Annotated in this window: 17 protein-coding genes; 6 read left to right on the top strand and 11 right to left on the bottom strand. The window is 64.8% G+C overall.

Annotated features, from left to right (window positions below):
- Positions 1-126: 126 nt before the first annotated feature.
- The 4 genes from XH85_RS20925 to XH85_RS20910 all read left to right on the top strand — a co-directional run bounded on the left by XH85_RS20925 (position 127) and on the right by XH85_RS20910 (position 4,170).
- Complete coding sequence (locus XH85_RS20925) at positions 127-1,083, top strand: AraC-like ligand-binding domain-containing protein (RefSeq protein WP_128933288.1); 957 nt, start codon at positions 127-129, stop codon at positions 1,081-1,083.
- 50 nt (positions 1,084-1,133) lie between these two features.
- Positions 1,134-1,424: a hypothetical protein gene (locus XH85_RS20920; protein WP_245474182.1), complete on the top strand. Its 291-nt coding sequence runs from the start codon at positions 1,134-1,136 to the stop codon at positions 1,422-1,424.
- A 114-nt stretch (positions 1,425-1,538) separates the two neighbouring features.
- Positions 1,539-2,564 (top strand): aldo/keto reductase, encoded by a 1,026-nt coding sequence (locus tag XH85_RS20915; RefSeq protein WP_128933287.1) that lies wholly within the window; start codon positions 1,539-1,541, stop codon positions 2,562-2,564.
- Positions 2,565-2,748: 184 nt separating this feature from the next.
- Positions 2,749-4,170, top strand: coding sequence for an MFS transporter (locus tag XH85_RS20910; RefSeq protein ID WP_128933286.1), 1,422 nt, complete (start codon positions 2,749-2,751; stop codon positions 4,168-4,170).
- Positions 4,171-4,242: 72 nt separating this feature from the next.
- Here XH85_RS20910 and clpA read toward each other — a convergent pair whose 3' ends face one another.
- From clpA to XH85_RS20895, 3 genes are all read right to left on the bottom strand, one after another.
- A complete protein-coding gene (gene clpA / locus XH85_RS20905) occupies positions 4,243-6,651 on the bottom strand; it encodes an ATP-dependent Clp protease ATP-binding subunit ClpA (RefSeq protein WP_128933285.1) in 2,409 nt (802 codons plus the stop codon).
- A gap of 301 nt (positions 6,652-6,952) precedes the next feature.
- Positions 6,953-7,285, bottom strand: a complete 333-nt coding sequence (clpS, locus tag XH85_RS20900) for an ATP-dependent Clp protease adapter ClpS (protein ID WP_164934959.1) — start codon at positions 7,283-7,285, stop codon at positions 6,953-6,955.
- A gap of 608 nt (positions 7,286-7,893) precedes the next feature.
- The gene (locus tag XH85_RS20895; RefSeq protein ID WP_024341049.1) at positions 7,894-8,232 is read right to left on the bottom strand and encodes a phasin family protein; all 339 of its coding nucleotides are present in this window, start codon (positions 8,230-8,232) and stop codon (positions 7,894-7,896) included.
- A gap of 388 nt (positions 8,233-8,620) precedes the next feature.
- On the opposite strand from XH85_RS20895, the gene XH85_RS20890 reads away from it, so the two are divergent.
- On the top strand, positions 8,621-10,456 hold the full coding sequence (locus XH85_RS20890) for a D-alanyl-D-alanine carboxypeptidase (protein WP_128933284.1): 1,836 nt from the start codon (positions 8,621-8,623) through the stop codon (positions 10,454-10,456).
- A gap of 225 nt (positions 10,457-10,681) precedes the next feature.
- Here XH85_RS20890 and XH85_RS20885 read toward each other — a convergent pair whose 3' ends face one another.
- The 4 genes from XH85_RS20885 to XH85_RS20870 all read right to left on the bottom strand — a co-directional run bounded on the left by XH85_RS20885 (position 10,682) and on the right by XH85_RS20870 (position 14,483).
- Positions 10,682-11,407, bottom strand: a complete 726-nt coding sequence (locus XH85_RS20885) for a DnaJ domain-containing protein (protein ID WP_128933283.1) — start codon at positions 11,405-11,407, stop codon at positions 10,682-10,684.
- A 78-nt stretch (positions 11,408-11,485) separates the two neighbouring features.
- A complete protein-coding gene (locus XH85_RS20880) occupies positions 11,486-12,232 on the bottom strand; it encodes a vWA domain-containing protein (protein ID WP_128933282.1) in 747 nt (248 codons plus the stop codon).
- Positions 12,233-12,354: 122 nt separating this feature from the next.
- On the bottom strand, positions 12,355-13,215 hold the full coding sequence (locus tag XH85_RS20875; RefSeq protein WP_128933281.1) for an alpha/beta fold hydrolase: 861 nt from the start codon (positions 13,213-13,215) through the stop codon (positions 12,355-12,357).
- A 344-nt stretch (positions 13,216-13,559) separates the two neighbouring features.
- Positions 13,560-14,483: a division plane positioning ATPase MipZ gene (locus XH85_RS20870; RefSeq protein ID WP_128933280.1), complete on the bottom strand. Its 924-nt coding sequence runs from the start codon at positions 14,481-14,483 to the stop codon at positions 13,560-13,562.
- Positions 14,484-14,763: 280 nt separating this feature from the next.
- On the opposite strand from XH85_RS20870, the gene panC reads away from it, so the two are divergent.
- Positions 14,764-15,615, top strand: a complete 852-nt coding sequence (gene panC / locus XH85_RS20865; protein WP_128933279.1) for a pantoate--beta-alanine ligase — start codon at positions 14,764-14,766, stop codon at positions 15,613-15,615.
- Here the strand turns inward: panC and XH85_RS20860 are convergent.
- The 4 genes from XH85_RS20860 to XH85_RS20845 form a co-directional block, all read right to left on the bottom strand.
- Entirely contained in the window at positions 15,612-16,052 is a 441-nt protein-coding gene (locus XH85_RS20860) for a DUF1489 family protein (protein ID WP_128933278.1), read from the bottom strand. The two genes, panC and XH85_RS20860, sit on opposite strands and share 4 nt — an antisense overlap.
- Positions 16,053-16,094: 42 nt before the next feature.
- Positions 16,095-17,081 carry a hypothetical protein gene (locus tag XH85_RS20855; RefSeq protein ID WP_128933277.1) on the bottom strand — a complete coding sequence of 329 codons (987 nt, stop codon included), beginning with the start codon at positions 17,079-17,081 and terminating at the stop codon, positions 16,095-16,097.
- 158 nt (positions 17,082-17,239) lie between these two features.
- Positions 17,240-17,443 (bottom strand): hypothetical protein, encoded by a 204-nt coding sequence (locus tag XH85_RS20850; RefSeq protein WP_128926196.1) that lies wholly within the window; start codon positions 17,441-17,443, stop codon positions 17,240-17,242.
- Between the two features lie 294 nt (positions 17,444-17,737).
- A complete protein-coding gene (locus XH85_RS20845) occupies positions 17,738-18,400 on the bottom strand; it encodes a glutathione S-transferase family protein (RefSeq protein ID WP_128933276.1) in 663 nt (220 codons plus the stop codon).
- Positions 18,401-18,426: the final 26 nt, after the last annotated feature.

The raw sequence follows: 18,426 nt of genomic DNA, 5'->3' as shown, positions 1-18,426 counted from the left end.
GGCGCTCGACCACGGCGGAACAAAAACTCGACTGGACGCGGCCACCGACCGGTATGGGATTTGCCTCTGGGCAGGCTGGATCCGCCAACAGACGATTTTGCAGGATGTGAAAGGGAGGCTCCTCAGATGCCAGTCCAGTTCACGACGGACGGCAGCCCCGGCTACCGGCGGCTTGCTCTCTGGCAGGACATCGTCTGCGACGTCTTCGTCGGGCTCGACTGCAAGTCTGACCTCGGCAGCGCCTTTCACGGCTCGGTCACGCAGGCTTCGCTCGGCAGGGCCGTGTGCTCCGAGGTCTGCTCCGAGCGCCAGCACGTGTTCCGCACGCCCTCGCGCATCGCGCGCTCTGATCAGGATTTCGTCCTGGTCGCGCTCGGCAATCGCGGCGACGGCGGCGTGGTGCAGGATGGCCGCGAGACCGTGATCCATCCCGGCGAGTTCGCCCTGTATGACACCACGCGGCCCTATGAGCTGAAGTTCAACCACACCTTCACGCAGACCATCTTCAAGGTGCCGCGTGAGATGCTGCAGCGCCGGCTCGGCGGCACCGAGGCGCTGACCGCGATCGCGTTCGGCGCTGACGCACCGCTCGAACGGCTCGCCTATGATTTTATTATCAGGCTCTGCCAGAGCGCGGACCGGTTGGATCCGAACAACGCGGTCGCGCTGTCGGAGCAGGCAGTCGATCTCCTTGCGATGGCGCTGGGCGAACGGCTCGGCAAGACATCGCTGCCATCCTCGACCCATCGCTCCGCCCTGCTCTACCGGCTGAAAGCGCACATCCGCGCGCATCTCGCCGATCCCGAGCTCTCGCTCGCGGAGACCGCGGCCGCGCTCGGCATCTCGCCGCGCTACGTCAACGATCTCCTCGCGGACGAGGACATCTCGTTCCAGCGCCACGTGCTGGCCGAACGTCTTGCCCAATGCCGGCGCGACCTCGCCTCGCCCGTGCTCGCCCATCGCCACATCAGCGAGATCGCCTTCGCCTGGGGTTTCAACGACCTCTCGCATTTCGGTCGTGTCTTCCGCGAGCATTTCGGGATGTCGCCGCGCGACTTCCGGCAGAGCCAGTTGCGGCACTGACGTCCCTTGCAATCAGCTGTCAGCTCGAGCCTTCGCTTCCAGCGAAGGCCATGCTCGCCAATTCCAAATTGTCTTGCCTCGTGACCTGCATCAAGCTGGCACGCATGAGGACTCACGCCACCATAAGCGGAACGGAGCTGTTGCTGGGTGTGATCGCGATCCGGCTCGCAGTGCTGGTCCTGGTGGGCTGGAGCCTGACGCTGCTGCCGCGGCAAGCGCGCGACAGCGAACCCGCGTGCTTGCCCTCGCCCGCAACAAGGCTCCAAGCTCAATCTTTGGTGAAGACACCCGGCTCGCGCGTTGCCGATGCAGCGTTCGATGACATGCGCCTGCACGATTAGGCCATTCCCAAGCAAGGCCGGTATGTGAGCGCGTGATAGGACGCGGCGCCTGCTTGCATTATCCTCGCCACCAGGCCGCAGTGATCAATCAGCGACCAGCCGAGGAGCATATCGATGGAATACCGACGCTTGGGCCGGTCAGGCCTCATGGTGCCTGCCTTGAGTCTTGGGACCGGCACCTTCGGCGGCGTCGGCCGCCTCGCCGCGTGGGGCACGACGGACGCGACCGAAGCGCGGCGGCTTCTCGATATCTGCCTCGATGCCGGCGTGTCGATGTTCGATACCGCGAATGTCTATTCGCTCGGCGAATCCGAGCGCGTTCTCGGCGAAGCCATCAAGGGACGCCGCGACAAGGTCCTGGTCTCGACCAAGGCAAGCTTCCGCTTCGGCGACGGGGCCAACGACATCGGATCATCACGCCAGCATCTGCTCGCAGCCATCGACGGTTCGCTGAGCCGGCTCGGCACCGACTACATCGACCTATTCCAACTCCATGGATTCGACGCCTTCACCCCACCTGAAGAGGTGCTCGCGACCCTCGACGTGCTCGTGCGTGCCGGCAAGATCCGCTACGTCGGCGTCTCGAATTTTTCGGGCTGGCACCTGATGAAGTCGCTCGCCGTCGCCGACAAGCATGGCTTCCCGCGCTACGTCGCCAACCAGACCTATTATTCACTAATCGGGCGCGACTACGAATGGGAGTTGATGCCGCTCAGCCTTGACCAGGGGTTAGGTGCCGTGGTCTGGTCGCCACTCGGATGGGGCCGCCTCACCGGCAAGATCCGCCGGGGTCAGCCCAAGCCGGACGTCAGCCGCCTGCCCCAGACCGCCGATTTCGGCCCGCCCGTGCCGGACGAGCACGTCTATCGGGTCGTCGATGCCATCGACGAGGTCGCGAAGGAGACGTGCAAGAGCGTCTCGCAGATCGCGCTCAACTGGCTGCTGCAGCGTCCGACCGTCTCGACCCTGATCATCGGCGCGCGCAACGAGACGCAGCTGCGCGAAAATCTCGGAGCGGTCGGCTGGTCGCTGACCAAGGACCAGGTCGCAAAGCTCGATGCCGCGAGCAAGGTGACACTGCCCTATCCCTATTGGCACCAGCGCACGACGTTCACTGACCGCAATCCGCCGGCGGTGTAGAAGCCGGTCAATTGCCATGACTGCGCGCTGTTGAGCTTTCGTGAAAACGCGTTCCGACCCCTGTCTTTTCATGGCGGAAGCCCGGCTCCGGCGGGGGAACTGTCGGTGTCCTGACGGGTTGCTGTCGATCGGGCAATTTCCTATTCGGAGATGAATTACGGCTCGAATCAACCGCGCCTCCATCATGTCGTCCGCCCCGATCGAGCATGCCGACGGCTTGCCGCAGCCACAACGCAGCCAGGCGGTGCTGACCATTGCGCTGGGCATCATCATGGCCGTGGTCGACAGCGCCATCGCCAACGTGGCGCTGCCGACGATTGCGGCCGACCTTGATGCGAGCCCGGCCTTCTCGATCTGGATCGTCAACGGCTACCAGCTCGCGATCACGATCTCGCTGCTGCCGCTGGCTTCGCTCGGCGAGATCGTCGGCTATCGCCGCGTCTATCTGGTCGGGCTCGCGCTGTTCACGCTCGCATCCGCGTTGTGCGCGCTGGCACATACGCTGCCGCTGCTGACGATCGCGCGTATCATCCAGGGCTTTGGCGCGGCCGGCATCATGAGCGTCAACGCGGCGCTGGTGCGTTTCACCTATCCGCGCAGCCAGCTCGGCCGCGGCATCGGGCTCAACGCGCTCGTGGTCGCCTTCTCGGCCGCGGTCGGACCGACGCTCGCCGCCGGCATCCTCGCGGTCGGAAGCTGGCCCTGGCTGTTCGCCATCAACGTGCCGCTCGGTGCGGCGACATTGCTGATCGGCTTGCGCAGCCTGCCGCACACCAAGCGAGCGAGCCGTTCCTTCGATTGGCAGAGCGCGGGGCTATCGGCGATCACGTTCGGCGTCGGCATCGCCGCCGTCGATAGCGTCGGTCATGGGGAGGCCGCGATCACCTGCCTCGTGCAGTTCGCCATCGCCATCATCGCCGTCGCGCTGCTGATCTATCGCGAAACCCACATGACCTCGCCGCTCTTGCCGGTCGACCTGTTACGCATCCCCGTGTTCGCGCTGTCGATTGCGACCTCGATCGCATCGTTCTGCGGGCAGATGCTGGCCTTCGTCGCCATCCCCTTCTATCTCCAGAGCCGCTTCGGCTATTCGGCCGTGCATATGGGCCTCTTGATCACACCCTGGCCGATCGCGGTGGCTTTCGCGGCGCCCCTCGCCGGCCGCCTAGTCGAGCATTATCCGGCCGGCCTGCTCGGCGGCATCGGGCTCACGCTGTTCGCCTGCGGCCTCGGTGCGCTCGCCTTGCTGCCCGCTAGCCCGACGCCGTTCGACGTGATCTGGCGCATGGCACTGGCCGGCGCCGGCTTCGGCCTGTTCCAGACCCCCAACAACCGCACCATGATTGCGGCGGCCCCGCGCGAGCGCGCCGGCGGCGCCAGCGGCATGCTGGGCACGGCACGCCTGCTCGGCCAGACCACCGGCGCGGCGCTGGTGGCGCTGTTGCTCGGCCGCTATCCGATCGACGGAACCCGATTGGCGCTGCTCGCCGGTGTCGGCTTTGCACTCTGCGGCGCGGTGCTGAGCATGCTACGGCTGTCGCCCGCGGGCGCGCGCGGCGCCGAGCAAGTCCGCGTGCAGGACGATCAGCGCCTGCGGGGGGAATGAAGCCGCTACGATGATGCGAGCAACAAAAAGGCCGGCTTTTCAGCCGGCCTTTTCTTTTTTCATGACACCCGATCAGACCTTGACCAGCGGTCCTTTCGAGGTCGGCCCCTTGGAGCCGCCGGGACCGCCCGGCTTGGACTTGCCCGGCGGGCGCTTGCGGGCGCCGGGCAGCTTCTCCTGCTTCGGCGTGACCGGGCCCTCGACGAACTCGAAGCCAATCTTCTCCTTGGTCTCGTCGGCCTCGTCCTTGACCAGAACGACGCGAACGTGGCCGCCGCCCTTCAGCTTGCCGAACAGCACCTCGTCGGCCAGCGGCTTCTTGATGTGCTCCTGGATCACGCGGGCCATGGGACGTGCGCCCATCTGCTCGTCATAGCCGTGCTGGATCAGCCAGGCCTTGGCCTCCTCGGACAGCTCGATTGTGACGTCGCGATCGCCGAGCTGCGCCTCGAGCTGAAGCACGAACTTCTCCACGACCGTGCCAATCACCTCGACGCTGAGATGGCCGAACGAGACGATGGCATCGAGGCGATTGCGGAATTCCGGCGCGAACTGCCGGTTGATCGCCTCGTGGTCGTCGCCTTCGCGCTTGGAGCGGGTGAACCCGAACGCCTGCTTGGCGAGATCCGCTGCGCCCGCATTGGTGGTCATGATCAGGATCACGTTGCGGAAGTTAACCTGCTTGCCGTTGTGGTCGGTGAGCCGGCCGTGATCCATGATCTGGAGCAACACGTTGTAGAGGTCTGGATGCGCCTTCTCGATTTCGTCGAGCAGTACCACGCAATGCGGATGCTGGTCGACGCCATCGGTGAGCAGGCCGCCCTGGTCGAAGCCGACATAGCCGGGAGGCGCGCCGATCAGGCGCGACACGGTGTGCCGCTCCATATATTCGGACATGTCGAAGCGCAGGAGCTCGACGCCCAGCGCGGCCGCGAGTTGCTTGGCGACCTCGGTCTTGCCGACGCCGGTGGGTCCGGAGAACAGGTAGCAGCCGATCGGCTTCTCCGGCTCGCGCAGGCCCGCGCGTGCCAGCTTGATCGAGGCGGCGAGCGACTCGATCGCCTTGTCCTGGCCGAACACGGTGCGCTTCAGGGTCTGCTCGAGATGCTTGAGCACCTCGGCATCGTCCTTCGACACGCTCTTCGGCGGAATCCGCGCCATCGAGGCGATCGTGGTCTCGATCTCCTTGATGCCGATGGTCTTCTTGCGCTTGTTCTCGGAGACCAGCATCTGCGCCGCACCTGACTCGTCGATCACGTCGATCGCCTTGTCCGGCAGTTTGCGGTCGTGGATGTAGCGCGAGGAGAGCTGGACGGCGGCCTCGATCGCCTCGTTGGTATATTTCAGCCGGTGGTAGTCCTCGAAATACGGCTTGAGACCCTTGAGGATCGCGATGGCGTCCTCGACCGTCGGCTCATTGATGTCGATCTTCTGGAAGCGCCGCACCAGCGCGCGGTCCTTCTCGAAGTGCTGACGATATTCCTTGTAGGTCGTCGAGCCCATGCAGCGGATCGTGCCTGAGGCCAGCGCCGGCTTGAGCAGGTTCGAGGCGTCCATCGCCCCACCCGACGTCGCGCCCGCACCGATCACAGTGTGGATCTCGTCGATGAACAGGATGGCGTTGGGATGCGCCTCGAGCTCCTTCAGCACCTGCTTCAGACGCTCTTCGAAGTCGCCACGATAGCGCGTGCCGGCAAGCAGCGTACCCATGTCGAGCGAGAACACCGTCGCAGCCGCCAGCACCTCCGGCACCTCGCTATCGACGATGCGCTTGGCGAGACCCTCCGCGATCGCGGTCTTGCCGACGCCGGCTTCGCCCACGAACAGCGGGTTGTTCTTCTGCCGGCGGCACAGCACCTGGATCGCGCGGTTGATCTCGGAGTTGCGTCCGATCACCGGATCGATCTTGCCGTCGCGCGCCTTCTTGTTGAGGTTGACGCAATAGGTCTCGAGCGCCTCGCCCTTCTTCTTGGCGTCCTCGTTGCCCTTGGTCTCCGTCTCCTCGTCGACGCCGCGCACGGGCCGCGCCTCGGAGACGCCCGGTCGTTTGGCGATGCCGTGGCTGATATAGTTGACCGCGTCATAGCGCGTCATGTCCTGCTCCTGCAGGAAATACGCGGCATGGCTCTCGCGCTCGGCGAAGATCGCGATCAGCACGTTGGCGCCGGTCACCTCTTCGCGACCGGACGATTGCACGTGGATCACCGCGCGCTGGATCACGCGCTGGAAACCGGCGGTCGGCTTGGCGTCGTCGGCGCCATCCGTCACCAGATTCTCGAATTCGGTTTCAAGATAGTTGACGAGGCTCGTGCGGAGCTTGTCGAGATCGACACTACAGGCGCGCATGACGGCGGCTGCATCGGAGTCGTCGATCAAAGAGAGCAAAAGATGCTCGAGCGTCGCGTATTGGTGATGACGCTCGTTTGCGATCGCCAGCGCACGATGCAGGGATTGTTCAAGGCTTTGGGAAAAAGTCGGCATTCGCGTCCTCTATGGCCCCCACCATCATGATCGTCATCGCCCGGTCAGGCAACAACAACCTTTGTCACATATAGTTATACAAGATCGCGGCAAAAGACCGGTTCCGCGACTCTGGCGGCTGCGCACCTCCGGTATTCTCGATTACGGTATTCTCGATGCAAAACCCGTTCCGATTTGGGCGGGATCGGCGCCGGCACAAAATTCCGTTGCTGCCGGCTGCAAGGGATGTCGCGCGCAGACCTCAGGCGACGATCACACCGCCACTACCAAGGGAGCCGGCTTCAACGCGCCGTAAGGCGTCTTACTTCTTTTCCATCACGCATTGCAGCGGATGCTGGTGCTTGCGGGCGAAATCCATCACCTGTGTCACCTTGGTCTCCGCGATCTCGTAGGTGAACACGCCGCACTCCCCGATGCCGTGATGATGGACGTGCAGCATGATCTTGGTCGCCGCCTCGACGTCCTTCTGGAAGAACTTCTCCAGCACGTGAACGACGAATTCCATCGGCGTGTAGTCGTCGTTCAGGATCAGCACACGATACAGGTTCGGCCGTTTGGTCTTGGGCTTGACCTTGGTGATGACCGAGGTGTTCGGCCCGGAAGGGCCGCCCGAACGGTTCTCATCGTTGCTCATCCGGGGAGCGTAGGCGGCGGTGACCGCGGACAGGTCGAGTCTGGAAGTCAGTTGCGGCATGGCACAGGCGTTCAAATTCCCCACGGAAGCGAATGACGGTCTGCGGCGCAGCTCAGCACTTCGGAGCCTCGCACAGGCGCGCCGCCTTTCTGAATCGCCGCCTCCGACCGATCCGGTCCAAACCGGATCGGTCGATAGCAATATGGCCCTGCCCCCGGCTCGCCGCAAGCATGCAACGGTCCAGCCGATGCTGCCGCGGCGGTCCCGATTCCCGGCCCGGTGATCCTCACCAAGGTTAGTCAATCCGGACCGGTTTGACAAAATTTTCCGTGGCGCCCATTTGGAACGTGTTGACCAGGAACCCGACCGTCCCATGCGGCCGCGACGTTTCGCGCACGGCACATCTCCGGTTTTCTACGGTCCAATTTACCAAGGGCTCGAGTGCGTGGCGCGAGATCGGGCCGTGTCGCGTTCGACGTCTCCAGCTTTGCGACAACGGCAGGTCGGCAAGCGTCACGATCGATGCGGCACTCTGACGAATTCATCTCGCGCAAACAAAAAGCCCGGCTGATGCCGGGCTTTTTTCATTCCAGGACTTCCAGAAAGCGTTAGTTCGCAGCCGGGGTGAACTTCGACACGATGGTCTCGACCGGCTTGAACGCCTGCTTGGCGAGGTCGCTGTAGAGGCCGGCGATCTTCTGCGATTCAGCAACGAAGGTCTCGTAGGCGGAACGGGCGAAATCGGTTTGCGCTTCCATGGCCTTGTCCAGCGACTTCACGCCGGAGAGCTTCTCGACGAAGGACTTGGTGTCTTCGAACGACTTCTTGGTGTAGTCGCCATAAGCGCTCGCGATCGCCTGGAGGCCGTGCTGCACCGACGTCGCGGAGGCGACGCACTGCTCGAACTGCTCTTTCCCGTAGTTCTGAAAGTCTTCAACCTTGAACATGTCGGAATCCTTTTTCCCTGGCTCTCGTCGGGAAGCCCCGGCTCCCTGACTCTGCCCACAATTAGTGCAACGCACAAAAAAGTCAAGAATCTTGTGCGACGCACAAAACTAGATCCAAATCGCTGAGATTCCCGGGGTTTCCCGCAAGGGTTCCTTAAGCTTTTGGAAACCGCGGCCCCCTACCCTGATTCCCTGGACGTGTTCACTTCCGCAAGCGGTCAAAAGCCGTTTGAGAACATCACCTTAGCCAGAACAGCGGCTCAGGCCCAACGTTTCCCGCGGCGAACACCAGCGGAGGGACAGCCTGAGCAGGTAATGATCTCGGGTCCATTGGGCACAATTTCGCCTCACGAGCCGGTGATCAAGTCAGAAACGGGGACGGGGTTCCATGCTTCGTAACAACTTGTCTTCCTCGCGCTTGGCGCGGGTTGGCGTTTTCGGGCTGCTTACGGTCACCACCGCAGTCATCTTCACCACCGATGCTGCCGAAGCGCGGCGCCACCGGCGCCATTACGCGCACCACCGGGTGCAGCGCGATGTGTCCGAGAGCTCCAGCCCGAAATTCGCGTCCATCATCGTCGACGGCAATTCCGGCGCGGTGCTGCAGTCGACCAGCCCCGACGGACTGCGCCACCCCGCCTCGCTCACCAAGATCATGACGCTCTATTTGCTGTTCGAGCGCCTCGAGTCCGGCAAGCTGAAGCTCGACACCGAGATGCCGGTGTCTCAGCATGCCGCCGACCAGGATCCGACCAAGCTCAACCTCCGCCCTGGCCAGACCATCCGCGTCGAGGACGCGATCAAGGGCCTCGTGACGCGCTCCGCCAATGACGCCGCCGTGGTGATCGCGGAAGCGATCGGCGGCGACGAGGACGATTTCGCGCAGATGATGACGCGCAAGGCACGCTCGCTCGGCATGTCCAAGACGGTCTACCGCAACGCCTCGGGCCTGCCGAACGACGAGCAGGTAACGACGGCACGCGACCAGGCCACGCTCGGCCGCGCCATCCAGGAGCGCTTCCCGCGCTACTACCGCTACTTCGCGACCGCCTCGTTCAACTGGCGTGGACAGTCGATCCGGAACCACAATCACCTGCTCGGCAATGTCGAGGGCGTGGACGGCATCAAGACCGGCTACACCCGCGCCTCCGGCTTCAACCTCGTCAGCTCGATGCGCCGCGGCAATCGCCACCTGATCGGCGTTGTGCTCGGCGGCCGCAGCGGCGGCTCGCGCGATGCCATCATGCGCAACCTGCTCGCGGAGAATCTCGAGAAGGGCGCGACCACCCATACCGTCGTTGCCGTCACCGAGCGCAACGGCGCCGACGCCAATGCCGACGTCGCCGACGCATCCGATACCCCGGCACGCCCCGTGGCGCAGGTTCAGGCCGCGGCCGCCCCTGCTCCCGAGGCCGCCCCGTCCCGCCTTGCCGCGCGTCTGTCGACGCTGGCCGCTGCAACTGCCGCGATGCCGCCGTCTCAGCCGAAGCCCGAAGCCAGGCCGACTGAATCCAAGATCGAGCCGGCGCCGCTCACCAACGGCGTGATCTCGAGCCAGCCGCTGTCCATCATCCCCGGCTCATCCGAGCCGATGAAGCCGGTGCGGGTCAAGACGGTGCAGGTCAAGGCCGGCGCCGTGAAGGTCGCCTCCGCCGCCCCGGCCCAGGTATCGCCGCCAGTCACGAACACCATTCCGTCCCGGTCCGACGTCGCGGAGACCTCCGGCGCCGTCGTCGCCCGGGCCGATCTCATCAACAAGCCCGAGGTCGCGACCCAACCGGAGGCGCCGAAGGCCGAGATCGCCCGCACCGAGCTGCCGCGGCAGCCGGCGGGCTTTGGCACCGGCAACGGCATCCTCGGGGTGCTGCCGGCCGCAAGCGCCGCCGCGCCTACCCCGGCCACTCCGAAGCTTGCTTCCGCCGATCCGGCGCCGCAGCCGATCCAGATGAGCGCCACGACCAAGCCGGCCGTCACCCACAGCGGCTGGATCGTCCAGGTCGGCGCGCTCGAGAGCGAGACCGAAGCCCAGCACCGCATCGACGCCGCCCGCAGTTCGGCCCGCGGCCTGCTCAGCAAGGCCGATCCGTTCACCGAACCGGTCGTCGCGAAGGACAATCGCAAGCTCTACCGTGCCCGCTTCGCCGGGCTCGAGCGCGACCAGGCCGAAGCCGTCTGCCGTACCCTGAAGCGCGCCGAGATCTCCTGCATCACCGTGCGCAACTGATCTCCCCCACCCTCTTCCGAACAAATGCCCGCGCTCTTGCGCGGGCATTTTTGTTTTCGAACGTGCGGTGAGCAGAAGCCAGTTCCGCGACAACCTCTCGTCAAGGATTTACGGTTAAGATTTTCCTCAAGGGATCGACCACGCCGACAATGGCGGGCATCGGGCGACGGCAAACGGAGCAAGCGGAGCTCACGCGGTACGGGCGTTTGTGGCGTGGTGCCGGAGTTAGCCGTTATGCGTACGAAGCAGAGTATCCTTGGCCTCGTTTACACGGGCAGCGAGATACGTCGAGCCCCCCTGGTCGGGATGGAGTTTCTTCATCAGGGACTTGTGAGCCCTGCTGATGTCGTCGCGCCCCGCGCCCGGCTGCAAGCCAAGGATCTGATAGGCTTCCTCCGTCGTCATTTTGCCGCTCGTCGCCGCGCGGCGCTGCCGCCCTGCCGCATCGCGCTGCGCGTCCTGACGCCAAGCGGGAAACCGGCGGTCCAGATAGCTTTCAAGTAAGGCCACACTCTCGGCGTCGAACGCCGGCACCATCGCCAGCAGGCCGGCGAGATCAAACTCGCCGAGGTCGCGCCCGGCATGAGGTCCGGCAACGATCTGGCCTGTCAACTGGCCGGTGTCGTGGTCAAGCCGCATGTCCAGGAATTGCGAGCGCACCCGCGAGGCCTGTCCGGACGGGCGCGTCGCGCCGCCGCCGAACAGCCCTCCGACATTGCCGAAGCCGGCGTTGGCCAGGGGTGTCCAGCCGAGCAGCCCGGCGCCGAAGATTCCGAGCGGAATCGCGACCACCAATTCGCCCCGCAGACCCGTGAACGCTGCGGCCGCCAGCGCCACCACGCCGCCACCGAACTTGATAGCGCGCGCCAACGCCGCCGGATTGGCAGAGCGGAACGTCTGGAGCAGCAGATAGAGCGTGATAACAGCGACAGCGCCGGCAATCAGGGTCATGGCCGGAATAATATAGTCGCCCTCCCGGAAAAATGCATCGCGTCCACGGCCGCAGCGGGTCGCAGCCAGCTTGAAGCGTTACTTCATCTGTCCGATCAGCTTTGCTGCGCCGCTCGCGCTCTTCGCCAGTTGTAGCAGCGCTTCGCGGCCGCCGGCAGCGTAAGCCGCCGCTGCCCGCAACAGCTCGCGCAACTGCGCCGCCGCGCCCGGATCGAACCGGCACCAGGCACCGCCGGTCAGGCGCGCGATCTCGCGAAAGGTCCGCTCGGCCACCGCGTCATGGCCTTCCTGAAACACGAACACAGGCACCTTGAGCATGCCGAGCTCGCCGGCCTTGGCGCAGAGTTCGTCGGCCTTCTCCTCCATGGCATCGCCGACGAAGACGACGGCCCGCACGCCGGAGGCGACCGCCTGGCGCCGGGCCTCGCTCAGCACCTTGCTAATCTGGGTGTCGCCGCCGCGGCAATCGATCTTGCTCATCAGCGTCGCAAGCCTGGCACTGTCGGAGATCCACGCCGTCGCGCGGCATTCGTTGAAGCCGCGATAGTACACGAGCCGGATGTCGAGACTGCCGAGCGCCGCAGTCTCGCGAAACATGTCGGCCTGGAGCGCGCAGGCCATGTCCCAGGTCGGCTGCCGGCTCATCGTCGCATCCAGCGCGAAGATCAGCCGTCCCTTCGCGCCGGGCGCATGCGGTGACAGCGCACGCGCCTTGGTGACGAAGGCGGCAATGTCCGCCGAGGTCGACGTCCCGGCCTGCGACACCGCGCCGCCGGCCTTCGTCGAGACGGCATCACCGCGCGGCTTGATGGGTTCGCCCGACATCGCTGCTCAACCATGCGTGGGCGATTAATGTGGTGCGCACACAGAGCCCGGTCAATGTGCAAAGCCTCCGCGAGCTTACGCCGGCGGAGGCTTTGAAATCGGTGCCGATGATGAGAGAGGCGTCAGCTCTTGGCAGGCGCCATCAATGCGACCGGACCGGGCTCGAGAATCTTGGGCGGGGACGACTGCGTGTCGACTGGCGCAATCTCGCTGTCAGTCGCGCTCAGGAACTTGTCGAGCATGCCCTGGATCGAGTTCTTGGCAACGTCCGGACCGGTGTCCCGCATGTCATTATGCTGGAATTCGGTCTTCACGACCTGAATGCCCGCCTTCTCGCACTCCTCGTCCGTGGGGATCACGCCCGCATCGGTCTTGAACTGCGGATCGGTGGAGCGGAACGACAGGATCTTGAACTTGCCGGCAGTGACGAAGGGAACCCGCAGATTGTCGAGGGTGACAACCTTCTTGACCTCGTCCGGATACTGCTTGGCAAAATACATCGAGATGTCGCCGCCCATGGAATGACCGACCATGGTCACCTTGTCGTAGTCGGCGTTCGGCTGGACCTTCTTCATTTCCTGCACGGCAAGATGAATGTTGGCAACGCCGCGCAGGATCTGCGGCAGCCGGCCGACATAGAGCTCGCCCGGCTTGGTCACCATCGGAGGATCGGTCGGCAAATCATGCTGCGGGCTGACGACCATGTAGCCGCGCGCAGCGAAGATGTTGGCGAGGAAACCGTACTCGGTATTCTTGACCGTATTGCCGTGATTGATCACGGCGACCGGCAGCGTGATCATGCCGGCATTGGCCTGCATTTCCTTGTCGCGGCGCACCGCGATGTCGACCGGCACCGGGCGATTGTCGCGCGAAGTGTCGTAGAAGGTGATGGTCTCGTGCTTGATGGCCCACTTGCTCGCCGTGAAATAGGCGATGCCGCAGAGGGCACTGACTGAAACCAGAACGGCAATTCCACGCTTCATTTTTGTCCTCAGCCGCAGGCTCTTGCGGCCTGATCCCTGTTGAAAATCGTGTTCTTCCGGGGCTCTTCGTCCCCTTGTCGCCTGTTCGCTAATATATGTCACAGCAGCGTGACAGGAAGGCTAAATGTTGTGAACCGGCAGCCCTTTCATTGTGCGTCGCACACGTTTGTTGGGCACCCTGTCCTCATACGGCCACTTTAGGTGCAGGCCACTATTCGACGCAACCAGTGGCGATTGGGTTCGATTTCACAGGTAAGTGCAGGATGAAAACGGCGGAACGCGGGTTGAGTTCCCGCGACAAAGCGGCCGCTGGGATTGACTGCAAGTAGCGATATACCGCTGCCTTAGGCGCCGAGGATGTCGTGGACCTCAAGCGGCTTGTCGACCTGGCTGAACCACTCGGCGCGGTTGGCGGCGCGGCGGCGGCCGCGCTCGTCGAGCGGCAGCTTGAGCTGGCGGAGCAGGCTCGTCACTTCCTCCCGGGCGGTGAGATGGCCGAGATTGGGGCGCATGCCGAGCGTCGCCTCGTCGATCTCGTCGAGGGCGGTCAGGCCGCGCGGGAAGAATTCGCGATAGACAACGCGTTCGGCGAAGCCGTCGACATAGCGGAAGCCGAGCCGGAGCGACAAATCCTTCAGCCCCTCGGCGACAAGCTGCTTGTTGCGGGAGCCGAGCATGGACAGGCGGTTGCGCACGACGATCCAGTCGGTGGTCGCGCCGTCGAGCTGGCGGCGCTTGCGCCTGACATCGCGCACCATCTCGGCGTAATGGCTCTGCCCCGTGACCGCGTAGTTGGCGGGATCGACGGTGCCCAGCACGTCGAAGTCGAGGAAGCTGTCGTTGATCGGCGTCACCAGCGTGTCTGCCATCGAATGCGCCAGCCGCATCAGGTAGCTGTCGGTGCCGGGCGTATCGATGACGATGAAGTCGAAATTGCTTTCGACCGCCGAGACCGCCTCCATGAATTGCTGGAACTCGGAATTCTCGTTCTCGGCGATCTGCATGGTCTCGCCGAGCTTGATGCAGCGATGCACCGGCAGCTCGAGGTCGAGCTTGGTGCGGCGCGCCCAGGCGGCGCGGTTGCTGATGTAGCGGGTAAAGCTCTGCTGTCGGCAGTCGAGGTCGATGGTGGCGACGCGTTGGCCGGCCTTCAGAAGCGCAACCGCGATGTGCAGGGCGGTGGTCGATTTGCCGGAGCCGCCCTTCTCGTTGCCGAGCACGACGACATGCGCCGAGCCGGATTGGCCTTGGCTAGCCTGCACAAGCATAGCGATCCTCAACACCCCTAACGAATATCTTCGAGTTGACCGCGTTTGCGGTCAAGTGAAATGCGTGACAGGTCATGCAAATTGCAGCGCGCCGTTCTTCATCATGAATCGCGACGCGAGCTTTCGTTTGTGATCCGCAAGTGTCGCGACGTCATGCGCAGACTTGCGCGGGATGCTGTGCCGCATCCGGATGCATGGCGTCCACGATCGCGGCTTGTTAAGGTTAGCCAGCCGGACGCCAGCCCTCACCCGCACTGATTCCCAACCCCGTCGAGTCCTGATGTCACCAAGCCCCTTGATCGCCCGCACGGTCCCCACCCTGCGGCGCGCCATCGACAATCTTCGCAAGCGAAAGGCCACGATCGCGCTGGTCCCAACCATGGGGGCGCTCCATGACGGGCATGTGTCGCTGGTTCGCCTCGCTAGGCGGCGCGCAAGCCGCGTCGTGGTGTCGATCTTCGTCAATCCGACTCAGTTCGCTCCGACGGAGGACTTTGGCGCTTATCCGCGAACCTGGAAGGCCGACATCGCCAAGCTCGCGGCCGAGGATGTCGATGTGGTCTGGCACCCCGGCGTCGAGGCCATGTATCCGGAAGGCTTCGCCACCCGCATCGTGCCGGAGGGGCCGGCGCTGGCCGGGCTCGAGGACCGCTTCCGGCCGCATTTCTTCGGCGGTGTCGCCACCGTCGTCGGCAAGCTGTTCACGCAATGCCGGCCCGACTTTGCAATCTTCGGCGAGAAGGACTTTCAGCAGTTGCGGGTGGTGACGCAGATGGCGCGGGATCTCGACCTCGGCGTCAAGGTCATCGGTTCCCGCACGGTGCGCGAGCGCGACGGGCTCGCGATGTCCTCGCGCAACGTCTATCTCTCAGCCGAGGAGCGGCAGATCGCAACCACGCTTTACCGCGCCATGAAGGAGAGCGCCGGGCGCATCCGTGCCGGCGAAGCGATCGCGCCCGCGATGGCGGGCGGCGCCGAGATGATCAAGGCGGCCGGTTTCGCGCTCGACTATTTCGAAGCCCGCCATGCCGCGACGCTGGCACCGGTCACCTCGCGCAAGGACGGCCCCTTGCGGATCCTGGTCGCGGCCAGGCTCGGCACGACCCGGCTGATCGACAATATCGCGGTTTAGAGCAGGCCGAGATCGCGCAGCTCGCGCCGCATCGGCTCCGGCATCGCCGCGATCGAGCCGGCGGCTGACTTGCCGAGATCGGCGGGCACAGAATCATCGGTGAGATAGCGCCAGCCCTGGAACGGCCGCATCGGCCGCGGCGACACCGAGATCACCTTCGGCTGCATCACGATCCGGCAGCGTCCGATGCCGTCCTTGTCGCGGAACGGCTCGATGCCGATGATCTTCTCCCGCGCAGCGATCTCGCCCTTGATCACCCAATAGAGCGAGCCGCCCGCCAGGATCTCGGCGTCGCGCTTGGGCACCATGCGAGTGATGTGGATGTGACGTTGCGGCAGCCCCTTCTTCTTGGCGGCCTGCATCCGTTCGGCGACCCACTCCTTCAATTCCTTGACGGAGTCGCAGCCGACGGCGAGCTTGATCAGATGTAGCGGCATGCCCCAGCATTAGCCGGGCAGCCGCGCATTTGGAATGCCGATCTACTCGTTATCCGCAGCCGCGGGCGCAGCCGCCGAGGCCGGCGGCGGCGCGAGCGGAACTGGCGCGGCAGCTGGGGCACGCGCAGCCTTCGGCGCCGGCGGCTTCTTGGCGGCGGGGGCCGCGGGAACTGCGGCCTGCGCCGAGGTCGCGGCCGGCGCGCGCGGCGCGGGCGCTGCTGCCGCGTTTGCAGCCGGTGCCGCCGGGCGCGTCGTCGCCGTGGGCTCCGGATTCATGATGCTGACCGGCGGCGTCGACGAGGCGCTCGGGAACTCGGCATTGGTCGGCTTGCCTGTCGGCATCGACGGCGGCAAGCCGGCAAGCGCGGCGCTGGCCGGCATTGCCGGCGCGTTCCAGGTCGGCGCATAGCGCGCGACCAGCGTGTCGTAGAGATGGGAATTCATATTGGCGGCGACCTGCTGCTGGTCGGTCAGCGAGCGGAACGCAGCGCAATCGAACTCCGTGCAGCCGTCGCGCGCGACCAGCACATGCGCAACGAGGCCGTAGCGATCACGCTCCAGCGATTTGCGCAGCACCTTCATGTCCAGCGTCAGGCTCCTCTCGGCCGTGGCGACCTCGCCGAGCGCGGTCAGCCGGTCGATCCTGGCGGCGGTGTAGGAGACGGCCGCAGCGGCTGTATCAGGCGCGCCGAACAGCGCCTTCTCGCAGCCAACGGCCACGGCATCGCCGGCGAGATCGTCGAGACAGGACAGCGCGGGCAGGCTCGCTGTCACCGTTCCTTGCGCGCGCACCTCGGCCGGGGTGGCCTGCCCCTCAGGACCATAGACGCGCACGGTGGCCGCTCCGGCGATCGCGATGGATAGCAGCGTAATCACGGTCAGCGCGCCGTTGGCCACGGACCGGTCGGCGCGCGGCAGCGCGATCAGCAGGATCAGCCCGAAGAATCCGGCAGCCGCCAGCGTCGTCCACATCGGGAAGGCCGGCGAGTGCCAGATTTGGTCGAGCGAAGTGGCCCATGCCCAGTTCATGCGCGACGTCCCCTCACGCGAGCAAAGAGCGGATGGTCAAAGCGAGCACCGCGAGTCGGCAACTGCCCCCACTCACCTTGGGAAGGTGAAGCGGGCCTTTTGACGGCGAGAGGACACAACTTCCCGGCAGGCGCCTATGCGCAGGTAGCGTCGGGCCTTCAGGAGAGCGCGAGCTGGCTTTCCTTGGCAACGCGCTCGAAGGCTTCGGTCGAGCTCTTGATCCGGTACTGGCAGTCGTCGCCTTCGGTCGGCAGCAGACGGATGATCTCATACGCGCCGCTGGCAGCCGGACGCGCGACGTTGCTGGCCGTGAACAAGACGCGCGTTCCCACGGGGAATTTGTGCTTCAACACCCTCTCCATTACTCAAACAGCGCCTGCCTCGCCCAGTGTCCCACTGCGATGGCCGGCCGGAAACCCGGGCCGTCGTATAGCACGAGCCCCGCCGGTTTGGCCAGCGCAAACCGGCATGGCAATCGCGCAAATTCTGCCGCTATTTCATAACGATAGCGGGACAACCTGCAAGCTCGATGGACCGCGGGAGCCGCTCGTTCGCGTGGCGTGTCGCAGCTGGTGTCGCAGCCTCCTGCGCCACGGCCCTGGTCGCCGGCCTGACCGCCGCCGGCCCGCCGGCCGGCGTCCCGATCAGACCAGCGATCAGGCGTCCTCGAACTTCTCGATGCGAAGCGTTTCGGCGAGCCCGTCCCGGGTCCATTCCTGGAACGCCGGAAGCGCCAGCATCGTGTCCATGTAGGCCTTGGTCTCGGACGTGACCTCGATCGCGTAGGTACGGAAGCGGTGCACGACCGGTGCGTACATCGCATCCGCCGCACCGAAGCGGCCGAACAGGAATGGTCCCTTGGCGCCATAGCGGGTCCGGCACTCGCGCCAAATCTCCTGCACGCGCGCGATATTGGCCTTGGCGTCCGCCGACAGCGTCACGGGACGTACGGGACGATGCAGGTTCATGCCGCATTCGTTGCGCAAGGCCATGAAGCCGGAATGCATCTCGGCGCATACCGAACGGGCATAAGCGCGCGAGGCGACATCATCGGGCCACAGTTTTTTCTCCGGGTAGCGCTCGGCGATGTATTCGATGATGCTGAGCGAGTCCCACACCGTGATGTCGCCGTCGACCAGCACCGGCACCTTGCCGGCGCGGCTGAAGGACAGGATCTGCTCCTTGTCGGCGGGATTGTCGGTGTAGAGCGGGATGAGCGTCTCCACGAACGGGATGTCGTTGGCGCGGAGCGCGAGCCAGGGTCGCATCGACCATGACGAGTAGTTCTTGTTGCCGATCGCGAGTTTCAGCGCAGCCATGTCATCAGTCCTTCCCGAGACGTCCA

It is taken from the genome of Bradyrhizobium zhanjiangense, from assembly GCF_004114935.1.
Lineage (GTDB): Bacteria > Pseudomonadota > Alphaproteobacteria > Rhizobiales > Xanthobacteraceae > Bradyrhizobium > Bradyrhizobium zhanjiangense.
Note: the sequence above shows the minus strand (reverse complement) of the source record. Positions and strands in the feature narration are given on the sequence as shown.